Source organism: Nitrospirillum bahiense, assembly GCF_007828025.1.
GTDB classification, from domain to species: domain Bacteria; phylum Pseudomonadota; class Alphaproteobacteria; order Azospirillales; family Azospirillaceae; genus Nitrospirillum; species Nitrospirillum amazonense.
On the sequence record NZ_VITO01000022.1, the window covers coordinates 14164 to 32057 of the forward strand.

General features: G+C 70.3%; 15 protein-coding genes and 2 tRNA genes. 11 read left to right on the forward strand and 6 right to left on the reverse strand.

Going from position 1 to position 17894, the window contains the following annotated elements:
* Positions 1-11 precede the first annotated feature (11 nt).
* Complete coding sequence (locus tag FBZ88_RS24320) at positions 12-434, forward strand: VOC family protein (RefSeq protein WP_145619661.1); 423 nt, start codon at positions 12-14, stop codon at positions 432-434.
* Here FBZ88_RS24320 and FBZ88_RS24325 read toward each other — a convergent pair.
* A complete protein-coding gene (locus tag FBZ88_RS24325; RefSeq protein WP_145619662.1) occupies positions 431-868 on the reverse strand; it encodes a MarR family winged helix-turn-helix transcriptional regulator in 438 nt (145 codons plus the stop codon). The two genes, FBZ88_RS24320 and FBZ88_RS24325, sit on opposite strands and share 4 nt — an antisense overlap.
* Before the next feature lie 165 nt (positions 869-1033).
* On the opposite strand from FBZ88_RS24325, the gene FBZ88_RS24330 reads away from it, so the two are divergent.
* Entirely contained in the window at positions 1034-2902 is a 1869-nt protein-coding gene (locus FBZ88_RS24330) for a chloride channel protein (protein WP_211102786.1), read from the forward strand.
* 9 nt (positions 2903-2911) lie between these two features.
* Here the strand turns inward: FBZ88_RS24330 and FBZ88_RS24335 are convergent, their stop codons facing one another.
* Entirely contained in the window at positions 2912-3406 is a 495-nt protein-coding gene (locus tag FBZ88_RS24335) for a hypothetical protein (protein ID WP_145619663.1), read from the reverse strand.
* 369 nt (positions 3407-3775) lie between these two features.
* Here FBZ88_RS24335 and FBZ88_RS24340 point away from each other — a divergent pair, with 369 nt between their 5' ends.
* Entirely contained in the window at positions 3776-4699 is a 924-nt protein-coding gene (locus tag FBZ88_RS24340; protein WP_145619664.1) for an SRPBCC family protein, read from the forward strand.
* Positions 4700-4777: 78 nt separating this feature from the next.
* Here the strand turns inward: FBZ88_RS24340 and FBZ88_RS24345 are convergent, their stop codons facing one another.
* A complete protein-coding gene (locus tag FBZ88_RS24345; RefSeq protein ID WP_145619665.1) occupies positions 4778-5152 on the reverse strand; it encodes a hypothetical protein in 375 nt (124 codons plus the stop codon).
* Positions 5153-5361: 209 nt separating this feature from the next.
* Here FBZ88_RS24345 and FBZ88_RS24350 point away from each other — a divergent pair, with 209 nt between their 5' ends.
* Together FBZ88_RS24350 and FBZ88_RS24355 are read left to right on the forward strand one after the other, a co-directional pair.
* Positions 5362-6555, forward strand: coding sequence for an XdhC family protein (locus tag FBZ88_RS24350; protein ID WP_145619666.1), 1194 nt, complete (start codon positions 5362-5364; stop codon positions 6553-6555).
* A gap of 4 nt (positions 6556-6559) precedes the next feature.
* Positions 6560-8296 (forward strand): NTP transferase domain-containing protein, encoded by a 1737-nt coding sequence (locus FBZ88_RS24355; RefSeq protein ID WP_145619667.1) that lies wholly within the window; start codon positions 6560-6562, stop codon positions 8294-8296.
* A gap of 3 nt (positions 8297-8299) precedes the next feature.
* Here FBZ88_RS24355 and FBZ88_RS24360 read toward each other — a convergent pair whose 3' ends face one another.
* The gene (locus FBZ88_RS24360; RefSeq protein ID WP_145619668.1) at positions 8300-9514 is read right to left on the reverse strand and encodes a hypothetical protein; all 1215 of its coding nucleotides are present in this window, start codon (positions 9512-9514) and stop codon (positions 8300-8302) included.
* Positions 9515-9654: 140 nt separating this feature from the next.
* On the opposite strand from FBZ88_RS24360, the gene FBZ88_RS24365 reads away from it, so the two are divergent.
* Positions 9655-9729, forward strand: a tRNA-Val gene (locus tag FBZ88_RS24365).
* 73 nt (positions 9730-9802) lie between these two features.
* A tRNA-Val gene (locus FBZ88_RS24370) sits at positions 9803-9877 on the forward strand.
* A gap of 61 nt (positions 9878-9938) precedes the next feature.
* Here FBZ88_RS24370 and FBZ88_RS24375 read toward each other — a convergent pair.
* On the reverse strand, positions 9939-10700 hold the full coding sequence (locus FBZ88_RS24375; RefSeq protein ID WP_145619669.1) for an SDR family oxidoreductase: 762 nt from the start codon (positions 10698-10700) through the stop codon (positions 9939-9941).
* A 222-nt stretch (positions 10701-10922) separates the two neighbouring features.
* Between FBZ88_RS24375 and FBZ88_RS24380 the strand changes: the two genes are divergently transcribed.
* Positions 10923-11909, forward strand: a complete 987-nt coding sequence (locus FBZ88_RS24380; protein ID WP_145619670.1) for an ABC transporter substrate-binding protein — start codon at positions 10923-10925, stop codon at positions 11907-11909.
* On the opposite strand, the gene FBZ88_RS24385 is transcribed toward FBZ88_RS24380, so the two are convergent.
* A complete protein-coding gene (locus FBZ88_RS24385) occupies positions 11906-14029 on the reverse strand; it encodes a putative bifunctional diguanylate cyclase/phosphodiesterase (RefSeq protein ID WP_186464586.1) in 2124 nt (707 codons plus the stop codon). The genes FBZ88_RS24380 and FBZ88_RS24385 overlap by 4 nt on opposite strands.
* 409 nt (positions 14030-14438) lie before the next feature.
* On the opposite strand from FBZ88_RS24385, the gene FBZ88_RS24390 reads away from it, so the two are divergent.
* The 3 genes from FBZ88_RS24390 (at position 14439) to FBZ88_RS24400 (ending at position 17894) form a co-directional block, all read left to right on the forward strand.
* On the forward strand, positions 14439-16466 hold the full coding sequence (locus tag FBZ88_RS24390) for a serine/threonine-protein kinase (RefSeq protein ID WP_145619672.1): 2028 nt from the start codon (positions 14439-14441) through the stop codon (positions 16464-16466).
* A gap of 14 nt (positions 16467-16480) precedes the next feature.
* A complete protein-coding gene (locus FBZ88_RS24395; protein ID WP_186464587.1) occupies positions 16481-17032 on the forward strand; it encodes a hypothetical protein in 552 nt (183 codons plus the stop codon).
* 64 nt (positions 17033-17096) lie between these two features.
* Positions 17097-17894, forward strand: a complete 798-nt coding sequence (locus FBZ88_RS24400) for a glutaminyl-peptide cyclotransferase (protein ID WP_145619673.1) — start codon at positions 17097-17099, stop codon at positions 17892-17894.

Here is a 17894-nt window from a genome sequence, read left to right on the forward strand (position 1 = left end):
GAGATCCACCCATGGCCGCCTCATTGGGCTTCCGCCACATCGTCCTGACCGTGGCCGACATCGACCGCGCCGCCACCTTCTACCAGCGCATCATGGGCCTGGCCCGGGTCCGGACGGAGCCGCACACCATCACCCTGGCCGCGCCCGGTCTGCGCTACGTCATGAACCTGACCGACCGCAAGGAAACGCGGGCGGACGACGACGGCCCCACCGCCCCCATAGGCAGCCTGGGCGGCATCGACCATCTGGGCATAGAAGTGGATGAACCGGCGGAGGTGGAGCCCCTGGTACAGGAATGGCTGGCGGCCGGCGGCCAACTGCTGGAGCGGCGCGACATGGACACGCCCTACCCCTCCGCCTTCATGCGCGACCCAGACGGCTACCTGGTGCAGATCTACAGCTTCGCACCCGAACTGCGGGCGCGGGTGCCCTAACCTTCCAGTCGGTCGAACAGGGTGCGCAGCAGGGGCGAAAGGCGCCGGATCTCGTCCCTGTGCACCCGCGACAGGCCAGCCAGCAGATCTTCCGCCGCCGGGGTCAGGCTGATGACCACCTGGCGCCGGTCCTCCGGCCCCGGGGCGCGGCGCACCCAGCCGTTGCCCTCCAGCCGGTCGATCAGGCCCACCGCGCTGTGCGGGCGCACGCACAACCGCTCCGCCAACTCCCCCACCGTGACATGGTCGCGGCCGGGATACCCCTTGATGGCCAGCAGCGCCTGGTGCTGCTGCGCCGTCAGGCCGGCGACGGCGGCCGCGTCCTCGCTGAACGACAGGAAGCGGCGCAACACGTGGCGGAACTCCGCCAGCAACTCGTAATCCGCCTTCTCCAGCGGATCCGCCCGCTCGGGCGCGGAGGGCGGGGTGGACATGGGGCGGTCGCTCCTTACAAACCGTGACACACCAAGAGAGCGCCCCTGGACCGGGAACGCAAGGCAGGGCTGAGGGAAGGCCTCTTCATAAATATCGTACTACGATATATTAAGGCCGCGGCCGGCAGGGATCGGCCCCCTTCCTTTCCAACGGTTGCTGATGCGATGGCGAATGATGTGGTGACGGGCGGCGCGGGCCAGCCCATGACGGCGTCCCGGATGGCGCCCCGGACGGCTCAAGCCCACCTGCTGGGTGATTTCAGCGCGGACCGGCGGCTGCTGATGCTGATGGCCATGGCAATGGTGGTGGGTGCCGCCGGCGCCGGGGCCGCCTGGGTGCTGCTGCGCCTGATCGACCTGGCCACCAACCTATTCTATTTCGGTCGCGTCAGCGCCGCCCAGGCGCATATCAGTGACAGCATCTCCCAGGGGCCTTGGGGGCCCTTCATGCCCCTGGTGCCCGTCGTCGGCTGCCTGATCATCGGGCTGATGGCGCGCTATGGCAGCGAGAAGATCCGCGGCCACGGCATTCCGGAGGCGATGGAGGCCATCCTGGTGGGACGCAGCCGCATCCAGCCCAAGGTGGCGCTGCTGAAGCCCCTGTCGTCCGCCATTTCCATCGGCAGCGGCGGCCCCTTCGGCGCGGAAGGCCCCATCATCATGACGGGCGGGGCCATCGGTTCCCTTTTCGCGCAGCTCTTCCACCTGACGGACGCGGAGCGTAAGACCCTGCTGGTGGCCGGCGCCGCCGCGGGCATGAGCGCCACCTTTGGCACGCCGGTGGCCTCCATGCTGCTGGCCGTGGAACTGCTGCTGTTTGAATGGAAGCCGCGCAGCTTCATCCCCGTGGCCATCGCCGCCGCCGTGGCCGCCGCCTGCCGGCCGGCCCTGCTGGGCACCGGCCCGCTGTTCCCCCTGGCCGGCAGCGCCCCGCTGCCGGCGGCGGGCCTGGCCCTGTGCGCCCTGCTGGGCGTGCTGGCCGGCCTGGGATCCGGTGTGCTGACCAGCCTGGTCTACGGCTTCGAGGATCTGTTCAGCCGCCTGCCCCTGCATTGGATGTGGTGGCCCATGATCGGCGGCGCGGTCATAGGCCTGGGCGGCCTGATCGACTCCCGCGCCCTGGGCGTGGGCTACGACAACATCTCAGGACTGCTGCACGGCGAGATACCGCCCGCCTCCGCCCTGCTGCTGGTGGCGGTGAAGGCGCTGATCTGGGCCGTGGCCCTGGGCTCCGGCACGTCGGGCGGCGTGCTGGCGCCCCTGCTGATGATGGGCGGCGCGCTGGGCGTCCTATTTGCCGGCGCCGTCCCCGTGGGCACGACCGGCGAGTGGGCCCTGGTCGGCATGGCGGCGATGATGGGCGGCACCATGCGGGCGCCCCTGACGGCGATGATCTTCGCGCTGGAACTGTCGCACGACGTGGGGGCGCTGCTGCCGTTGGCCATCGCCTGCGCCCTGTCGCATGGCACCACCGTGCTGCTGCTCAAGCGTTCCATCCTGACCGAAAAGGTGGCGCGGCGCGGCCATCACATCGTGCGTGAATACGCGGTCGATCCGTTTGAGACCATGCGCGTGGCCCACGTGATGGCCCAGCCGGTGGACACCCTGCCGGCCGGCATGCCGCTGGCGGAGGCGCTGGCCTTCTTCAGCGGCGCGGACCCGGCCGAAGACGGCCCGAAGGCCAAGCACCGCAGCTATCCCGTGGTGGACGCCGACGGCCAGGTGCTGGGCATGGCGTCGCGCACCGATGCCTTGCGCTGGACCACGGAGGAAGCAACGGATGACGGCTGGACCTTGGGCGACCAGTGCGCCGGCGGCACGGTGGCCGTGGCCTACGATGATGAGCTGGTTGGCCGTGTGGCCGACCGCATGGCCGCCACCGACCACGGCCGCCTGCCGGTGCTGTCACGCGACAGCAACCGGCTGGTGGGGCTGGTGGCACGGCGCGATCTGCTGGCGGTCCGCACCGTAAGCCGCCATCAAGAACAGCGGCGCGAGGCGTTGCTACGTCTGGGTGGGCGGCAGGCGAGCTGACAACGCCGCTTAGACGGTGAGCTCCACATGATGGATCTCACCGTTCTGGGCCATCAGGGCCTGCAGATAGGTGGAAATCTTGCGGGCGCCGTCGCTGTGCACCGCCAGGCATTGCCGCAGGGCGTCGGCCAGACGGGCATTCTCCAACCGTTCCGCGTCGCTGAGGTGGGCATGCTGGGGTGCCAGGTGGTCGACCACATGGTCCAGCTCCCGCCCGGCGGCCGGCGACGACACCGAGGCACCGCTGCGCACCAGCCCCCGCAGGTTCTGGCGCAGCCGTTCCTCATGGTCCGGTTCCAGCGCGCCGGTGGGGTCCACCTCATCCACGATATCGTCAAACAGGGAGCGGCCGTGACGCGCGCCCTCTTCCGGGGGCTGGCGACGGCGCCGGTCACGCTGCCGCGCCTCCCGCTCCTGCACCGCGCCCACGCGGTCGACATGCAGGGTCGCCGCCGGCGGCTGGGCGGGTGCAAGATCCAGAACGGGCAAGGGCGCGACGATCATGATGCCTCCACGGTACAGCGAATCGGGCACGCCCTCAAGAGTAGGCCGTCCCATCATTAGTAGAGGGCGATAATTGCGGCCAAAATCCGCCAATATCGTCGGCACGCTTACTGACCTTCGCCAAAGACATCGGCCCTAGTGCGGAAATCATCGCCATCCTTTTTCAGGAGGCGGGCCGAGCGGCGCCTATGTCCATTGGGGGAACATGGACGGTGCGCCGCGCCACGTCGCAACCGGACCGCCCGTCATCCGGGAACCCATTGCACCGGCTGAAGGTTGGAACCGCGCTGTGCCGCACCGGACAGGGGCTTGCCCCGGTGGCCAGTGCCCAGTACGGTCGCGGGAAACGGCAGAACAAGGACGTCCAGGATGGACATTACCGGCGAATACTTGATCGCGGCCCCGCAGGATCTGGTGTGGGTGGCGTTGAACGACGCCGAGGTGCTGCGGCAGAGCGTGCCGCCGGGCTACGACAGCACCATCACCCTGTCCGACCTGGACCCGCCGCATGGTTGCGTGTTGCACGGCGACGGCCAGCAGGCCGCCGTCCGCTTGGTTGACGCAGGCGACGGCCAGACCCGGTTGATCTTCAACGCCGCCGTCGATGCGGACGCCGAAGCGGACACCCGCGCCTTTTTCGCCCACCTGACGAGCCTGCTGGCCACGGCCGCCACCACCAACCCCGCGCTGGTGGCCGATGTGGCCCTGGCCGAACCCGCCGTGGACGCCGCCGCCATCGCCGAGGCGGTGCCAGAGGAGGCGCCTGCGGACACCAAGCCCAAGCGCACCCGCACCAAGAAAGCGGTCGAGGTTCCCGCGGCCATGCCTGCCACCGGGCCTGAAATAGCGCCCAAACGCGCGCGCAAGCCCAAGGCGGAGCCGGCGCCCGCCGAAACACCGGCCGCCGATCAGCCCGCGCCCACCGAATCCATTCCCCTGGTGGAGTTGGCCCCCTTGACCGAGGCCATGGCCCCGACCCTGGTCGCGGCGGCCCAGGATGGCGCCGCGCGCGACGGGCTGGCGGCGCAAACGCCCGAACCGGCCGCCTTGCCGCTGGAACCGGAAACCCACGCCCGCGCCATCGAGCATCAGGTACGGCCCACAGAGGCCGAAGCCCTGGGTTCCGCCGGCATCTCCCTCCCACCGGAGCCTGCGGCGCCCGAGCCCCCGGCGGACACCGCGCAGCCGGCCCCGACGATGGCCCACCCGGTCGCCCACGCCGGCCTGCGGCCCATGATCTGGATCCCCCTCCTGGTGCTGGTCCTGCTGCTGCTGATCGTGCTGATCCGCTAGGCGACCAAGCCGCTCACGGCTCCGCCCGCGTCAGGCGAAAGGCCGCCAGCATCACCAGCAAACCGGCGGTTGTCAGGGTCAGAAGAACCGGTCCCCACGACTGAAACGCGGCCCCACGCACCGTCGCCATGAAGGGAAGGGAAGGGAAATGATCGTCGGCAGAAAGGCGGCTTCCACCCCCATGAGCCGCACAGCCCGCATCGCCCGGCGGGACACGGATTGTCCCACGCGCCGCGCGGCACGGATACGACGCCAATAGAGGATGGCGGTGGCTGCCGCCTGGAACAGCAGCAGGCCGCCACCAGCCACACAGGACGGGGGCACGGCATCGCCCCAGGCCGCGGTCAGGATCAGGCCGGACAGGCCCACGGCCGCAACCAGCCCAGCGATGGCCCCCAGGAGCGCGATCACAACAAACGAGGAAAACCGCATCTCGCCGCACATCATGGTCAAGCCTCGCACCCGTTATAGGATGAAAATAACTTAGGGACTGCGATTTATCCGCGCAACATTACCAAAGACGATCCATTGAAATCCTTGTCCGCCGACCATGTCCGCGCTGGCAAACCGCGGCCACACCCCCTATTTGGGGGAGACTGGATATGCCGCTGCCGACAGTGTGACGGCCCAGGTCCCACAGTGGTGTCCATGCGTTGGTGTCCATGACCGTCGATCCGCCCGCCCCCGAACAGGCAGTTCCCATTCCGACCGCCACCACCCTGGCCGCGCCGACGTCTGACGACACGCCGCCCCGGGACGCAGCGCTGGTCAGCGCCCCGGTGGATGAGCTTTCCATCCTGCGCACCGCGGAACGCTGGCTGGCCCAGGGCCAAACGGCGGCCATCGCCACGGTCATCGCCACCTGGGGCTCTTCCCCCCGTCCGGTGGGCAGCAAGCTGGCGGTGGACGCCCAGGGCGGCATGATCGGCTCCGTGTCCGGCGGCTGCGTCGAGGGGGCGGTGGTGGAAGAGGCCTTGCGCGCCCTGGAGGATGGGGAGCCGCGGCTGCTGACCTTCGGCGTGCCGGATGAGCGGGCGTGGGAGGTGGGGCTGGCCTGCGGCGGCACCGTGCGCATCTATGTCGCCCCGATGGGCCCGGGCCACGGCGCCTCACGCCGGCGGCTACTGTCGGCCCTGCTGGCAGCGGCCGACGCCAAGCGGCCGGCGGCCCTGGTCACCGACCTCGCCACCGGGCAGCAGACCCTGGTGGACGCGGAGCGGCAGCAGGGCGAGACCGCCTTGCCCGAGGCCGTGCGTGCCCAGGTGCTGGAGGCCCTGGCCCAGGACCGGTCCGTCCTGATCGCGCCGGAGGAGATCGAGGGGGAATGGTTCGCCCAGGTATGGAACCCGCCCCTGCGGCTGATCCTGGTGGGCGCGGTGCATATCGCCCAGGCGCTGACCCCCATGGCCCGGCTGGCGGGTTATGAGGTGACCGTCGTCGATCCGCGCGCCGCCTTCGCCAGCGCCGCCCGCTTCCCCACGGGCGACGGCGTCACCCTGGTGCGCGAATGGCCGGACGACGCCGTGGCCGCGCTGGCGCCCGACCGGCGCACCGCCGTCGTCACCCTGACCCATGACGCCAAGCTGGATGAGCCGGGCTTGCGCGCGGCCCTGGAAAGCGACGCCTTTTTCATCGGCGCCCTGGGCAGCCGCAAGACCCATCAGCGCCGCCTGGAACGCATGGCCGATTTCGGCCCCACCGCACTGGAGCGCATCCACGGCCCGGTCGGCCTGGACATAGGCGCCCTGACCCCGGCGGAGATCGCCGTGGCCATCCTGGCCGAAATGACCCTGGCCCTGCGCGGCGCCAAGACCGCCCGGCGCCCGTGCCAGGCGCCGCAGGCGCTGGGACGCTGACGCCATGCGCTTCGGCCCCCTACCCGTCGCCGATGCCGAGGGGGCCGTTTTGGCCCACAGCCTGAAGGCTGGCACGCTGCGCTATCCCAAGGGCCGCCGGCTGACGGCCGCCGACCTGGCCGACCTCGCCGCCGCCGGCGTGACGGAGGTGGTTGCCGTGCGGCTGGATCCCGACGATGTCGGGGAGAATGCCGCCGCGAGCCGTGTGGCTCAGGCCATCACGGGGCCAGGCCTGGCCCTGACGCCCGCCACCACCGGCCGGGTGAACGTGATGGCGGAGGCCGGCGGCCTGTTGCTTGTCGATGCTGCCCGCCTGAACAGCCTGAACCAGATGGACGAGGCGGTGACCGTGGCCACCGCAGCGGCGTTCGCCCCCCTGGCGCCGGGCGCCATGGCCGCAACCATCAAGATCATTCCCTTCGCCATTCCCAAGGGTCTGGCGGCCTGCGTGGAACAGGCTGCCAGGGGCGAGGTGCCGGCCCTGCGCCTGGCCCCGTGGCGCGGCATCCGCGCCGGCTTGGTGCAGACCCGCCTGTCGGGCCTGAAGGCGGTCACCCAGGACAAGACGGTGGCCGTCACCGAGGCGCGCCTGACCCAGGTGGGCGGCACCCTGGTGGCGGAGCGGCGCGTGGCCCATGACGCCGCGGCCGTGGCCGGGGCGCTGGCGGACTTGTCATCCCTGAACCTGGATCTGCTGCTGGTCATCGGCGCCTCGGCCATCACCGACCGGCGCGACGTGCTGCCCACGGGCATCGGCCAGGCGGGTGGCGAGGTGCGGCATTTCGGCATGCCGGTGGATCCGGGCAACCTCATGCTGCTGGCGCGGCTGGGCGATGTGCCGGTGCTGGGCCTGCCGGGCTGCGCCCGGTCGCCCCGCGTCAACGGGTTCGACTGGATCCTGCAACGCGTCGCCGCCGGGCTGGAGGTCACCCCCGCCGACATCATGGGCATGGGGGTGGGCGGCCTGCTGACCGACATCCCCAGCCGCCCCATGCCCCGCCAACGCGCCGTCCCGGCGCAGGGCCAACGCGCCGTCCCGGCGCAGGGCCAACCCGCCGTCCCGGCGCAGGGCCAACCCGCCGTCCCGGCGCAGGGCCAACCCGCCGTCCCGGCGCAGGACAAACCCGCCGTACCGGCGGCGGCGGAGTTTCCCGTCACCACGCTGGTGCTGGCGGCGGGATCGGCCCGGCGCATGGGCGCCAACAAGCTGCTGGCCGACTATGCCGGCCAACCTCTGGTGCGGCACGCGGTAACGGCGGCGCTGGCCGCCAACCCGGGCCGCGTGACCGTGGTGCTGGGCCACCAGGCCACGGAGGTGCGCGCCGCCCTGCGCGGGCTGGACGTGCGCTTCATCGAGGCGGGGGACCATGCCCAGGGTCTCAGCGCCTCGCTCAAGGCCGGGCTTGCCGATGCGGCCGGCGCCACGGGCGTGCTGGTCTGCCTGGGCGACATGCCGCGCGTCACGGCGGACACGCACCGCCGCCTGCTGGCCCGTTTCACAGCGGCGGCGGGCCGGGCCATCATCGTCCCGGTAGCGGAGGGGCAACGGGGCAACCCGGTGCTGTGGCCGGCCGACTTGGTCCCCGCCATGGCCGGCATCACCGGTGACCAGGGCGCGCGCAGCCTGCTGGTCCCCCATGCCGACCGGGTGGTGGAGGTGCCGTCCGACGGCGGCGTGCACCTGGACGTGGACACGCCCGACGCGCTGGCGGCCCTGCGCACGCTGGAACCGGTGCCCTGAGGCTCAGTTCAGGCGCCAGCCCAGGCGGAAGTCCTGCTCGAAAGGGTCGGCGTGGGCGATGGCCGCCGCCAGGATGGTCAAGCGGCCCAGCCGACGCTGAAAGGCCTCCCGCCCCGGGTCGCCCACCACCTTCAGCCAATCGGCAACCCGGGTGGCATCCACCGCGTTGCAGGACAGGACATGCAGGATGGCGCTGTCCGCGTCCATCGTGCTTTCCGGCGGCATGCGGAAGATCAGGCCGGCACTCAGCAGGCGCAGCCGCTCATACTCCTCCCCCGTCAGGGTGCCGTTGCCGGAGCGCTGGGAAACCAGGCCGGCCAGGAAGGCGTCCACCGCCAGGATGCGTTCAGTCCAGGGGGCCCGCAGCAGGGCGTGGCGCGCAGCCTCGTCCATGGGTTCCAGCAGATCCGACAGTTGCTGGTCCACCACCATCGGCGCCTCGGCGTAGTGGGAGAAGTCGAGCTTTTCCACCAGGTCGGCCGGCAAACCGGCCTCCGCGTAGTGCTTCCACGCCGCCGCCTTCCGGGCGTGGATCATGGGCAGATCGGTCAGCTTGTCGAAGGGCAGGTCCTCCTGGCCCTCGCGCAGCAGGGTGATGCGCAGGGGCGCCTGGCGCACCGGCACCATGGCCACCTTGTCCAGATACTGTCGCAGCGCCGCCTCCGGCTGGAACACCGCCCGGTCATGCCCCTCCATCCCCCGGGGCAGCCAGGTGGCGAAAGCGGCGTAAAGCCGCATGAAGGCGGGGCGGCCGAAGGCGAACTGGTCGTTGTAGCCATCTGCCGGCGCCCAGCTGTCCGGCGTGATCAGCCCGGGCGTGCGGAACCAATCCTCGGGCAGCGTGTCGTCGAAGCGGCTGTCGTAGCGCACGCGCACGATAGCGTCGAACGGGGCGGCCTTTCCGTCCGGGCCCTTGTGCCCCAGCGCCAGGTTCAGGCAAAGCTGCACCGCGTGGAACATGTCGAAGACGGAAAAGGGCGGGCGGTAGTGCCAACGCTCCGCCATGCGCCGCTTCTCCGCCGCGAAGGGGGGGCGCGCCGTCACCAGATGGGCGGCGGGCTGGTAGGCCGCCAGCATCTCCGTCCGTTCAGCCTCCGGCACCTCGTCCCACAGATGCAGAAAGGTGGTGACCTCATGACCGGCCACCAGGCGCCGCAGGCTATCGACGCAATGACGCCAGGTCCGCGGCTGTCCGCTCAGGCACAAGGCGACGCGCATACCCATCCCTTCCTTTGGAAACCGACGCCGCCAGCCTGTCGGGCGCAGCGGCCGGGCCCCAGAATGGATTTATCAACGGCCCCGAACAAGCATATTGACACAGGCCCCCCGTCCCTCTACAAACCGCCCCCACGACGGATGGGCGCGTAGCTCAGCGGGAGAGCATCGCCTTCACACGGCGGGGGTCGTAGGTTCAATCCCTACCGCGCCCACCATCCGTCGAAACCAACATGATCAATGTCTTAGATCATGTTGCCGCCAGCGAAGGCTGGCACAGCCCGAACGGATGGGCGCGTAGCTCAGCGGGAGAGCATCGCCTTCACACGGCGGGGGTCGTAGGTTCAATCCCTACCGCGCCCACCATCCGTTCCCCTCCTCCAGACATATCGACCTCCAAACATACCAGGCCAGGGGTCGGTGGCCTTCAGGCCATGCCCACGTCACGCGCCAGGCTCAGCAAGTGCAGGCCGCAATCGACGGCGATGTCCTGGTCGGTGATGGTGTCGTGGTTCAGCAGGAAGACCACGGTGTCGGCAACCTGCTGCGCGTCGGGCGCGCGGTCCAGGGGGTTGCGGCGGCTCAGTCGCTGGAACTCCGCCTCGTCCTGGCCGGGGGCCGGCAGGACATAGCCGGGGGAGACGGTGTTGACCCGCACGGTGGGCGCCAGGGCGCGGGCCAGCACGCGCGAGGCCCCGGCCAGCGCATATTTGGACAGGGTGTAGGACAGGTGGTCCGGGTTGGGATTGGCCAACTTGAAATCCAGGATGTTGACCACGGCGCCCCGCCGCCCCGCCCCTTCCGCCGCCAGCCCCTGATGCAGGGCCCGGGTCAGCAGCACCGGCGCCAGGGTGTTGACCGTCTGGTGGGTCAGGAAGCCCTGCGCCGTCAGGCTCGCGGCGTCGTCCCATTCGAAGAGGGAAGCGGAGTTGACCAGGCCCGTCAGCGGTTGGCCGGCGGCGGCGGCCGCGCGCGCCACCAGGGTTTCCACCTGGGCGGGGTCGGCCAGGTCGGCCCGCACCACCAGGGCCTGACGACCCAGCGCCCGCACCTCCTCCGCCGTGGCCGTCGCGGCGTCGACAGAGGCGTTGCAGTGCAGGGCCACATCCCAGCCCGCCCCGGCCGCCGTCAGCGCGATCAGGCGCCCCAGGCGCTTGGCCCCGCCCGTCACCAGCAGCCAGCGGCTCATGGCCGGGCACCGGCATGGAGGATGGCGACCAAGGGCGACGGCAGGCGGCACGGCATGGGCGGGAACGGCTTTCCGGCTGAGGGCTGAAACGGTTCCTTTGAGTCTTATAGGTCCGCCTTCCCCGCGCGCAACATCCATCGCCGCCGGCCCCGCTTCCGTCGCCCTGGCACAGTGGGTATGCTCTGCAGCCGTTAACCAATCGCAGAAGATGAGGGAACCTCCATGCCTGCCCGTCCCGTCCGCCGCGCTTTCCTGAAGGCCGGCCTGGCGCTGGCCGCCCTTCTGTCCGCCTCGGCCCTGGGCCAGCCGGCCCGCGCGGCGGAAAAGCTGGTGTTCATGCTGGACTGGCAGGCGGAGGCGGAGCACGGCGGCTATTTCCAGGCGGTGGCGGAGGGCCTGTACCAGAAGGCCGGGCTGGACGTGACCATCGTGCCCGGCGGCCCGGGGATGAGCGCGCAGCAGCTGCTGGCCGCCGGCAAGATCGACGGCACCATCGGTTCCAACGCCTTCTACGTGCTGAACCTGGTGGAGGCGGGCGCCAAGGTGAAGGCGGTGGCGTCCATGTTCCAGAAGGACCCCACCATCCTGATGGCTCATGCCCAGAACACCACCAGCCTGACGGATCTGAAAGGCCGGCCCATTTTCCTGGGCGATCCCAGCATCAACACCCTGTGGCGCTGGCTGAAGAGCAAATACCCGTTCGAGGACAGCCAGATTCGCCGCTACACCGGCAACCTGGCGCCCTTCCTCACCACCCCCACCGCGGCGGCCCAGGGCTACGCCACCAGCGAACCGCTGACCGCGAAGAAGGCCGGGGCGGACGTGAAGGTCTTCCTGCTGGCCGACCAGGGCTATGACGGCTACAGCGGCCTGGTGATGTTCAACGACGCCTACATCCAGGCCCATCCAGCGGCGGTGAAGGCCTTCGTCGCCGCCACGGCGGAAGGCTGGCGCCATTACCTGCACGGCGATGCGGCGCCCGCCAACGCCTTGATCCGCAAATCCAACCCCGACATGGACGCCGAGACCCTGGCCTATGGCCGCAAGGCCCTGGTGGACGACGGCATCGTGGAGGGCACCCCAGCGGCTCCCGACGCCATCGGCCGCATGACCGCCGCCCGCTGGGACAGCTTCACCACCGAGATGAAGCGCTTAGGGATCTACAAGGCGGGCACGGACTGGAAGGAGGGCGTGGATCTCGCGAATTAGGCCGGAACGGCCACCGGCTCCAGCAGGGCCATAAGCTGCGCCTCCGGCATGGGGCGGCCCAGCAGATAGCCCTGGATGATGTCGCAGCCCAGCTCGCGCAGGCAGTCCAGCTGCGCTTCGGTCTCGATGCCTTCGGCGATGGTTTCCAGGCCCAGGTGGTGGGCCATGGCGATGACGGCGGCCACGATCTGGCGGCTGGCGTCGTCGTCCGGCAGGCCATCGACGAAGGATTTGTCGATCTTCACATAGGCGGCCGCGAACTTGCGCAAGTAGGCCAGCGAGGAATAGCCCGTGCCGAAGTCGTCGATGGCGAAGCGGAAGCCGTTGGCGCGCAGGTCGTGCACCGCCTGGAGATTGCCCTCGGCATCGCCCATCAGGGCACTTTCCGTGATCTCCAGCGCGATGTCGCCGGGGGTGCACCCCTCCTCCGTCAGGATCTGCAGCAGGCGGTCGCCGCAGCCCTTGTCGCGCAGCTGCACGGCAGAGAGGTTGACCGCCATCTTGAAGCCTGCCACGCCCCGTTCGCGCACCTTGCGCGCCGTGCGGCAGGCGGTGCGGAACACCCAGTCGCCCAGCGGCACGATCAGGCCCGTCTCCTCCGCCACCGGGATGAAGCGGGCGGGCGAGACGGGGCTGAGATCCTCCGGATGGTTCCAGCGCACCAGCGCCTCCGCCCCCATCAGGGTGCCCCCCACGCCGGTGGCGGCCGGGCGGTATTGCGGCTGGTAGGCCAGGGTGAAGCCGTCCACCACGCCATCGCCCCCCGCGCCCGTGGCCACGCCCAGGCCAACGCGCAACCCCTCCTCAATCCAGGTGCGGTCGCGCACCCGATCGCCGATCTCCGGCGTGAAGAAATGAAAGCGGTCGCGGCCGGCATGCTTGGCGGCGTAGAGCGCCACGTCGGCATGGCGCAGCAGCGCCTCCCACGTGTCGCCGTCGCCGGGGGCCACGGCCACGCCGACGGAGCAGGCCAGGCGCACCTCGCCCCCGCCCGTCCCCTCCAGCGCCAGCGGGTGCTGGAAGGCGGTCACCAGCCGCTCCGCCACCTGGGCCACGGCGGCCAGCGCCTCCTGGCGCTTGTCGGCGCCGGTGAGCGCCGGGCCGGCCAGGGAGGCGCCCGTCAGGATGACAGCGAACTCGTCCCCGCCCAGTCGGGCCACGGTGTCGCCCGGCCGCACGGTGCGGCGGATGCGCTCCCCCGCCGCGACGATGGCGGCGTCGCCGGTGGGATGGCCGCGGGTATCGTTCAGCAGCTTGAAATGATCGAGATCCAGCAGCAGCAGGGCCACCGGCTCCCCCGTCCGCTTGGCGTTGGCCAGGGCCAGGCGCACCCGGCCGATCAGCAGCGCGCGGTTGGCCAGGCCCGTCAGCGCGTCGTGGAAGGCCAGGTGGCGATTGCGTTCCTCCGCCTCCTTCTTGGCGGTCAGGTCGCTGAAGACGGCGATATGGTGGCTGATGGCGCCGTCCTCATCCCGCAGCAGGGTGATGCGCAGCCATTCCGGATAGACGGTGCCGTCCTTGCGGCGATTCCAGATCTCCCCCGCCCAGGCGCCCTCGTCCCGCAGCGCCCGCCACATGACGCGATAGAATTCCGGGCCCTGGCGGCCGGAATTCAGCAGGCGCGGATCCTGGCCCAGCACGTCGTCGGCGCTGTAGCCGGAAATGTCGGTGAAGGCGCGGTTGACCAGCACGATGCGGTTGTCGGCGTCGGTCACCATGATGCCGTCGACGCTGTGCTCGATCACGCGGGCGGCCACGCGCAAGTCGCGGTTGCTGAGCGCCAGGGCGGCCGCCTGCTCCTCCGCCAGGGTGCGCGCCTGCTCCAGCTCCCACGTGCGCTGGCGCACCAGGCTGCGCAGGGTCTCATGCCGCCGCACACGGCCGTGCACCAACGCCGCCAGCGCCAGGCCGGCGACGATGCCCAGGGCGCCCAGCCCCATGACCATGGGCATGCCCATGCCCGATTCCCGGCCGAGGCCGGCAGCGAACAGGCCGGCGAACGACAGGCTGGCCAGGGTGACCACCAACACCAGCGGTCCCCAGCGACGCTCCACGGCGAAGGTGCCCGAACCCGGTGGGGCCGGCACGTCGCCGGTGGACTCATCGCCTGGAAACAACATGGGATAAGGCATCCTGATCAGTACGGCCCCGATTCTGCGCGTCCGCGGCCCGAAATCAACGTCACGATTCGCTAGGGCAACAATGTTGTCTCCGGACGATACGCACCAGGCATCATGCGCCAGGCGGCGGGCGCGGGGGATTGATCCAGCGCAATCCCCGATACACTGGCCTTGTGCATTGGCGCGGCTGTGCCCCTGCACCGTGGGCCCCGACACCCTGGGCACCGACACCCTGGATTGCCATTCCGCCTAGAATTACGCAACCGTTCAGCCAATCGCCTTGATCCGATTGTCTATTCCGGCCAGCCGTCTTGTTCCCGCCCGTACCGATCGGGCATGATCACCATGAGGGGGCCGTCTATGCGGCCGGGGCGTGAGGGCCGGCGGGGCGCCGACCGGACGGGGTATCATGGCGGCGGCAGACAGAGAGTTCCCGGTTCCCGACCTGGGCCCCATCGATCTGGGCGGCCGGGCGGAGATCCAGCCCAGCGCGCCGCTGCCCGCCTTCGACATGCCGGGCGGCCGCGCCTACCTGGCCCACCGCATGCGCGAGAAGAAGACGGAGCTGTTCGCCATCGTCTGCGAACAGCCCGTGCCGCCCCGCATCGAGGCGATGAGCAGCTTCCGCGCCATCGAGAACAACAACCTGCTGCACCTCATGGACTGGGGGGTGGTGGACTGGTCGCCGGAGCACCGGCGCCGCTTCGTCTGTATCTTCGAACGTCCGGCCGGCCGCCGCATCATGGAACGGCTGGACGACGTCATCGAAGGTATCGCCGACGATGCCCTGGTGCGGGTGGTGCTGCCCCAGCTGACCTCCGTGTTGCGCGACATTGCCCAGCGCAGCCTCAGCTGTGGCGCCCTCAACCCCACCAACCTGTTCATCCGCGAATCCGCCGCCGCGGCCGTGGTGCTGGGCGACTGCGTCAGCCTGCCGCCCGGCTATGCCCAGCCCCTGGTGTACGAACCGCTGGAGCGCGCCCTGGCCGACCGTTCGGGCCGGGGCAACGGCACCATCGCCGACGACCTCTACGCCCTGGGCGTCACCCTGCTGTCCCTCTATCTGGGGCGCACGCCGGGCCGGGGGCTGGATGAGCAGACGCTGCTGCAGGCCCGCATGGACAAGGGCACCTACTCGGCCCTGACCAGCGGCACGCGCATCCCCCAGTCGCTGGTGGAACCGTTGCGCGGCCTGATCACCGACGACGCCCGCCAGCGCTGGACCCTGAACGACCTGGACATGTGGATGCAGGGCCGGCGCCTCAGCCCCAAGCAGGCGCAGCTGCCCAAGCGCGCGCCGCGGCCCATGGAGTTCCAGGGCCGGGAGATCTGGCATGTGCGCGGCGCCGCCTGGGCCTTTTCCAAGTCGCCCATCGCCGCCGCCCAGGTGATTGAACGGGGGGAGCTGGACCGCTGGCTGCGCCGCTCCCTGAATGATGAGCCCCGGGCGGAGGCGGTGGCCAACGCCGTGCGCAGCGCCACGGCCGGCGGCCGCGCCTCCAACGTGGAGGAGCGGCTGGTGTCCCGCGTCTGCACCGCCCTCGATCCCCCCGGCCCCCTGCGTTACAAGGGCCGCGCCATCATGCCCGACGGCTTCGGCACCGCCCTGGCCGAGGCGCTGGCCACCGGCGAGGGCGGCCAGGCCCTGGCCGAGATGATCGTGGGCCAGCTGCCGGCCTTCTGGATCAGCGTGCAGGCCGAATACAAGGCCGAGCAGGTGCTGATGATCCAGCAGTTCGACGCCGTGCGCGCCGTGCTGGAGAACACCAGCCCCGGATTCGGCATCGAACGCGCGCTCTATGGCCTGAGCCCGGTAGCGCCCTGCCTCAGCCCGGCGGTGGCCGACCATTATCCCTTGACCCTGGGCGACCTGATGGCAGCGCTGGATGTGGCCGGCGCCAGCGCCGGGCCCGGGCGCGACCCCATGGACCGCCATGTCGCCGCCTTCATCGCCACCCGCAATCCCAAGCTGAATGAGCGCCTGCTGGCCACGCTGGCGGCGGAAACGGCACGGCGGCCGGTGGGCGTGCTGGCCATCCTGGCCGACACCCAGCGCCGGGCGGGTCCGCCCAAGGTGCCGGGCCTGGCCTTGTGGATGACCAGCATCCTGGACCCGTCGTTCAAGCGCTTCCGCAACCTGAAAAAGCGGGAAGAGGTGCGGGCGGCGGCGCAGAAGGCGGCGCGCGAGGGCGTGCTGGACGCCTTGCTCAGCATCGTCGACGACCCCAAGGCCCTGACCCAGGACCACCATGGTTTTTTGGACGCCATGCGCCGCCATGAAAGCCTGACGGCCCGCATCAACAAGATCGAGGAATCGCTGGGCGACCGCAGCGACGTGGCGGTGACGCGGGGCAAGCGGGTGGCCGCCATGGTGGCCAGCGGCATCTCCCTGGCCGGCCTGGCCTTGATCGTCACCTTGATGGCGGGCGTGAAGTGAGCCAGGGTGGTGTCATGAACAGCGCCTCATCCCCCCGTCGCCGCAGCTATGGCGGCCTGCTGGCCGCCGCCGTGCTGCTGCTGCCTTTGGGCGCGCTGGTCATGCCCACCTCGGTGCTGACCGTCATCGGGATGGTGCCGACCCTGGTGGCCTGGATCGTCGACCGCGATCCGGACAAGCCGGCGGCCGTGACGGTGGGCGGCCTGAACCTCTGCGGCGTCATGCCCTTCTGCATCCAGCTTTGGCAGCATGGCCATACCATGGACTATGCCGCCGGCCTGCTGGTGCAGCCGGTGACCTGGCTGGTCATGTATTCCGCCGCCGGCGTGGGCTGGTTGCTTTACTTCGGCATCCCGCCCCTTGTGGCCGGCTGGGCCGTGGCCCGCGACCAGGCCAAGATCAGGGAACTGGATGAACAGCGCCAGGCGCTGGTGGAGGAATGGGGCATCGAGGTCACGGGCCAGGGCCTGAAGGCCGAGGCGCCGGCCGAGGGCGAGGCGGCATCGGAAGAGCCGCCGGACCCACTGGCCGAGTCGACCCAACCCGGCGAGCCCGCGACGCCGTGACCGTCCATGCCCGCGGCGCAACCGCGTATAAAACTTTCCCGCCCGCCGCCTGAGCCCGAGCCCCATGCCCCTGCCCCATGTCCGTGCCCACGTCTGGGCCCTGCTGCTGCTGGCCCTCGCCCTGGCCGTCCTCCCGTTCACCGCGCGCGCCCAGGAGGCGCCTCGGAAATACGGTGTGGAAGTGGTGCGCACCTACCCGCACGACCCCCAGGCCTTCACCGAGGGCCTCTTCTACCTGGACGGCTTCCTGTACGAGAGCACGGGGTTGGAGCAGCACTCCACCATCCGCAAGGTGGATCTGGCGACCGGCGCGGTGCTGCAGAGCCGGGAGCTGGATCCCCGGTATTTCGGCGAGGGCATCGTCAACTGGAAGGACCGCCTGGTGCAGCTGACCTATCGGACCGAAGTCGGCTTCGTCTATGGCCTGGGGGATTTCAAGGCGCGGAAAGAATTCCACTATCGCGGCGAGGGCTGGGCCCTGACCCAGGACGGCCATCGCCTGATCATGAGCGACGGCACGCCGGAACTGCGCTTCCTGGATCCGGAGACGCTGGCCGAGACGGGACGCATCACCGTCACCGACAGCGGCTATCCCATCCGCAACCTGAATGAGCTGGAGTTCGTGAAGGGCGAGATCCTGGCCAACATCTGGCAGACCAACCTGATCGCCCGCATCAACCCCGCCACCGGCGCCGTCACCGGCTGGATCGACCTGACGCCGCTGGAGGCGCTGTCGGGCCGGACGCAGAACATCGACAACGTGCTGAACGGCATCGCCTACGACGCCAAGGGCGACCGGCTGTTCGTGACAGGCAAGCGCTGGCCCAAGCTGTTCGAGATCAAGCTGGTGCCGGTGAAGTAG

Coding starts and splice junctions, on each gene's coding strand:
- FBZ88_RS24330 (WP_211102786.1), top strand. CDS start 1,034: ATGGCGAATGATGTGGTGACGGGCGGCGCGGGCCAGCCCATGACGGCG.
- FBZ88_RS24390 (WP_145619672.1), top strand. CDS start 14,439: ATGGCGGCGGCAGACAGAGAGTTCCCGGTTCCCGACCTGGGCCCCATC.
- FBZ88_RS24380 (WP_145619670.1), top strand. CDS start 10,923: ATGCCTGCCCGTCCCGTCCGCCGCGCTTTCCTGAAGGCCGGCCTGGCG.
- FBZ88_RS24395 (WP_186464587.1), top strand. CDS start 16,481: ATGAACAGCGCCTCATCCCCCCGTCGCCGCAGCTATGGCGGCCTGCTG.
- FBZ88_RS24385 (WP_186464586.1), bottom strand. CDS start 14,029: ATGTTGTTTCCAGGCGATGAGTCCACCGGCGACGTGCCGGCCCCACCG.
- FBZ88_RS24360 (WP_145619668.1), bottom strand. CDS start 9,514: ATGCGCGTCGCCTTGTGCCTGAGCGGACAGCCGCGGACCTGGCGTCAT.
- FBZ88_RS24375 (WP_145619669.1), bottom strand. CDS start 10,700: ATGAGCCGCTGGCTGCTGGTGACGGGCGGGGCCAAGCGCCTGGGGCGC.
- FBZ88_RS24325 (WP_145619662.1), bottom strand. CDS start 868: ATGTCCACCCCGCCCTCCGCGCCCGAGCGGGCGGATCCGCTGGAGAAG.
- FBZ88_RS24400 (WP_145619673.1), top strand. CDS start 17,097: ATGCCCCTGCCCCATGTCCGTGCCCACGTCTGGGCCCTGCTGCTGCTG.
- FBZ88_RS24335 (WP_145619663.1), bottom strand. CDS start 3,406: ATGATCGTCGCGCCCTTGCCCGTTCTGGATCTTGCACCCGCCCAGCCG.
- FBZ88_RS24355 (WP_145619667.1), top strand. CDS start 6,560: ATGCGCTTCGGCCCCCTACCCGTCGCCGATGCCGAGGGGGCCGTTTTG.
- FBZ88_RS24320 (WP_145619661.1), top strand. CDS start 12: ATGGCCGCCTCATTGGGCTTCCGCCACATCGTCCTGACCGTGGCCGAC.
- FBZ88_RS24340 (WP_145619664.1), top strand. CDS start 3,776: ATGGACATTACCGGCGAATACTTGATCGCGGCCCCGCAGGATCTGGTG.
- FBZ88_RS24350 (WP_145619666.1), top strand. CDS start 5,362: ATGACCGTCGATCCGCCCGCCCCCGAACAGGCAGTTCCCATTCCGACC.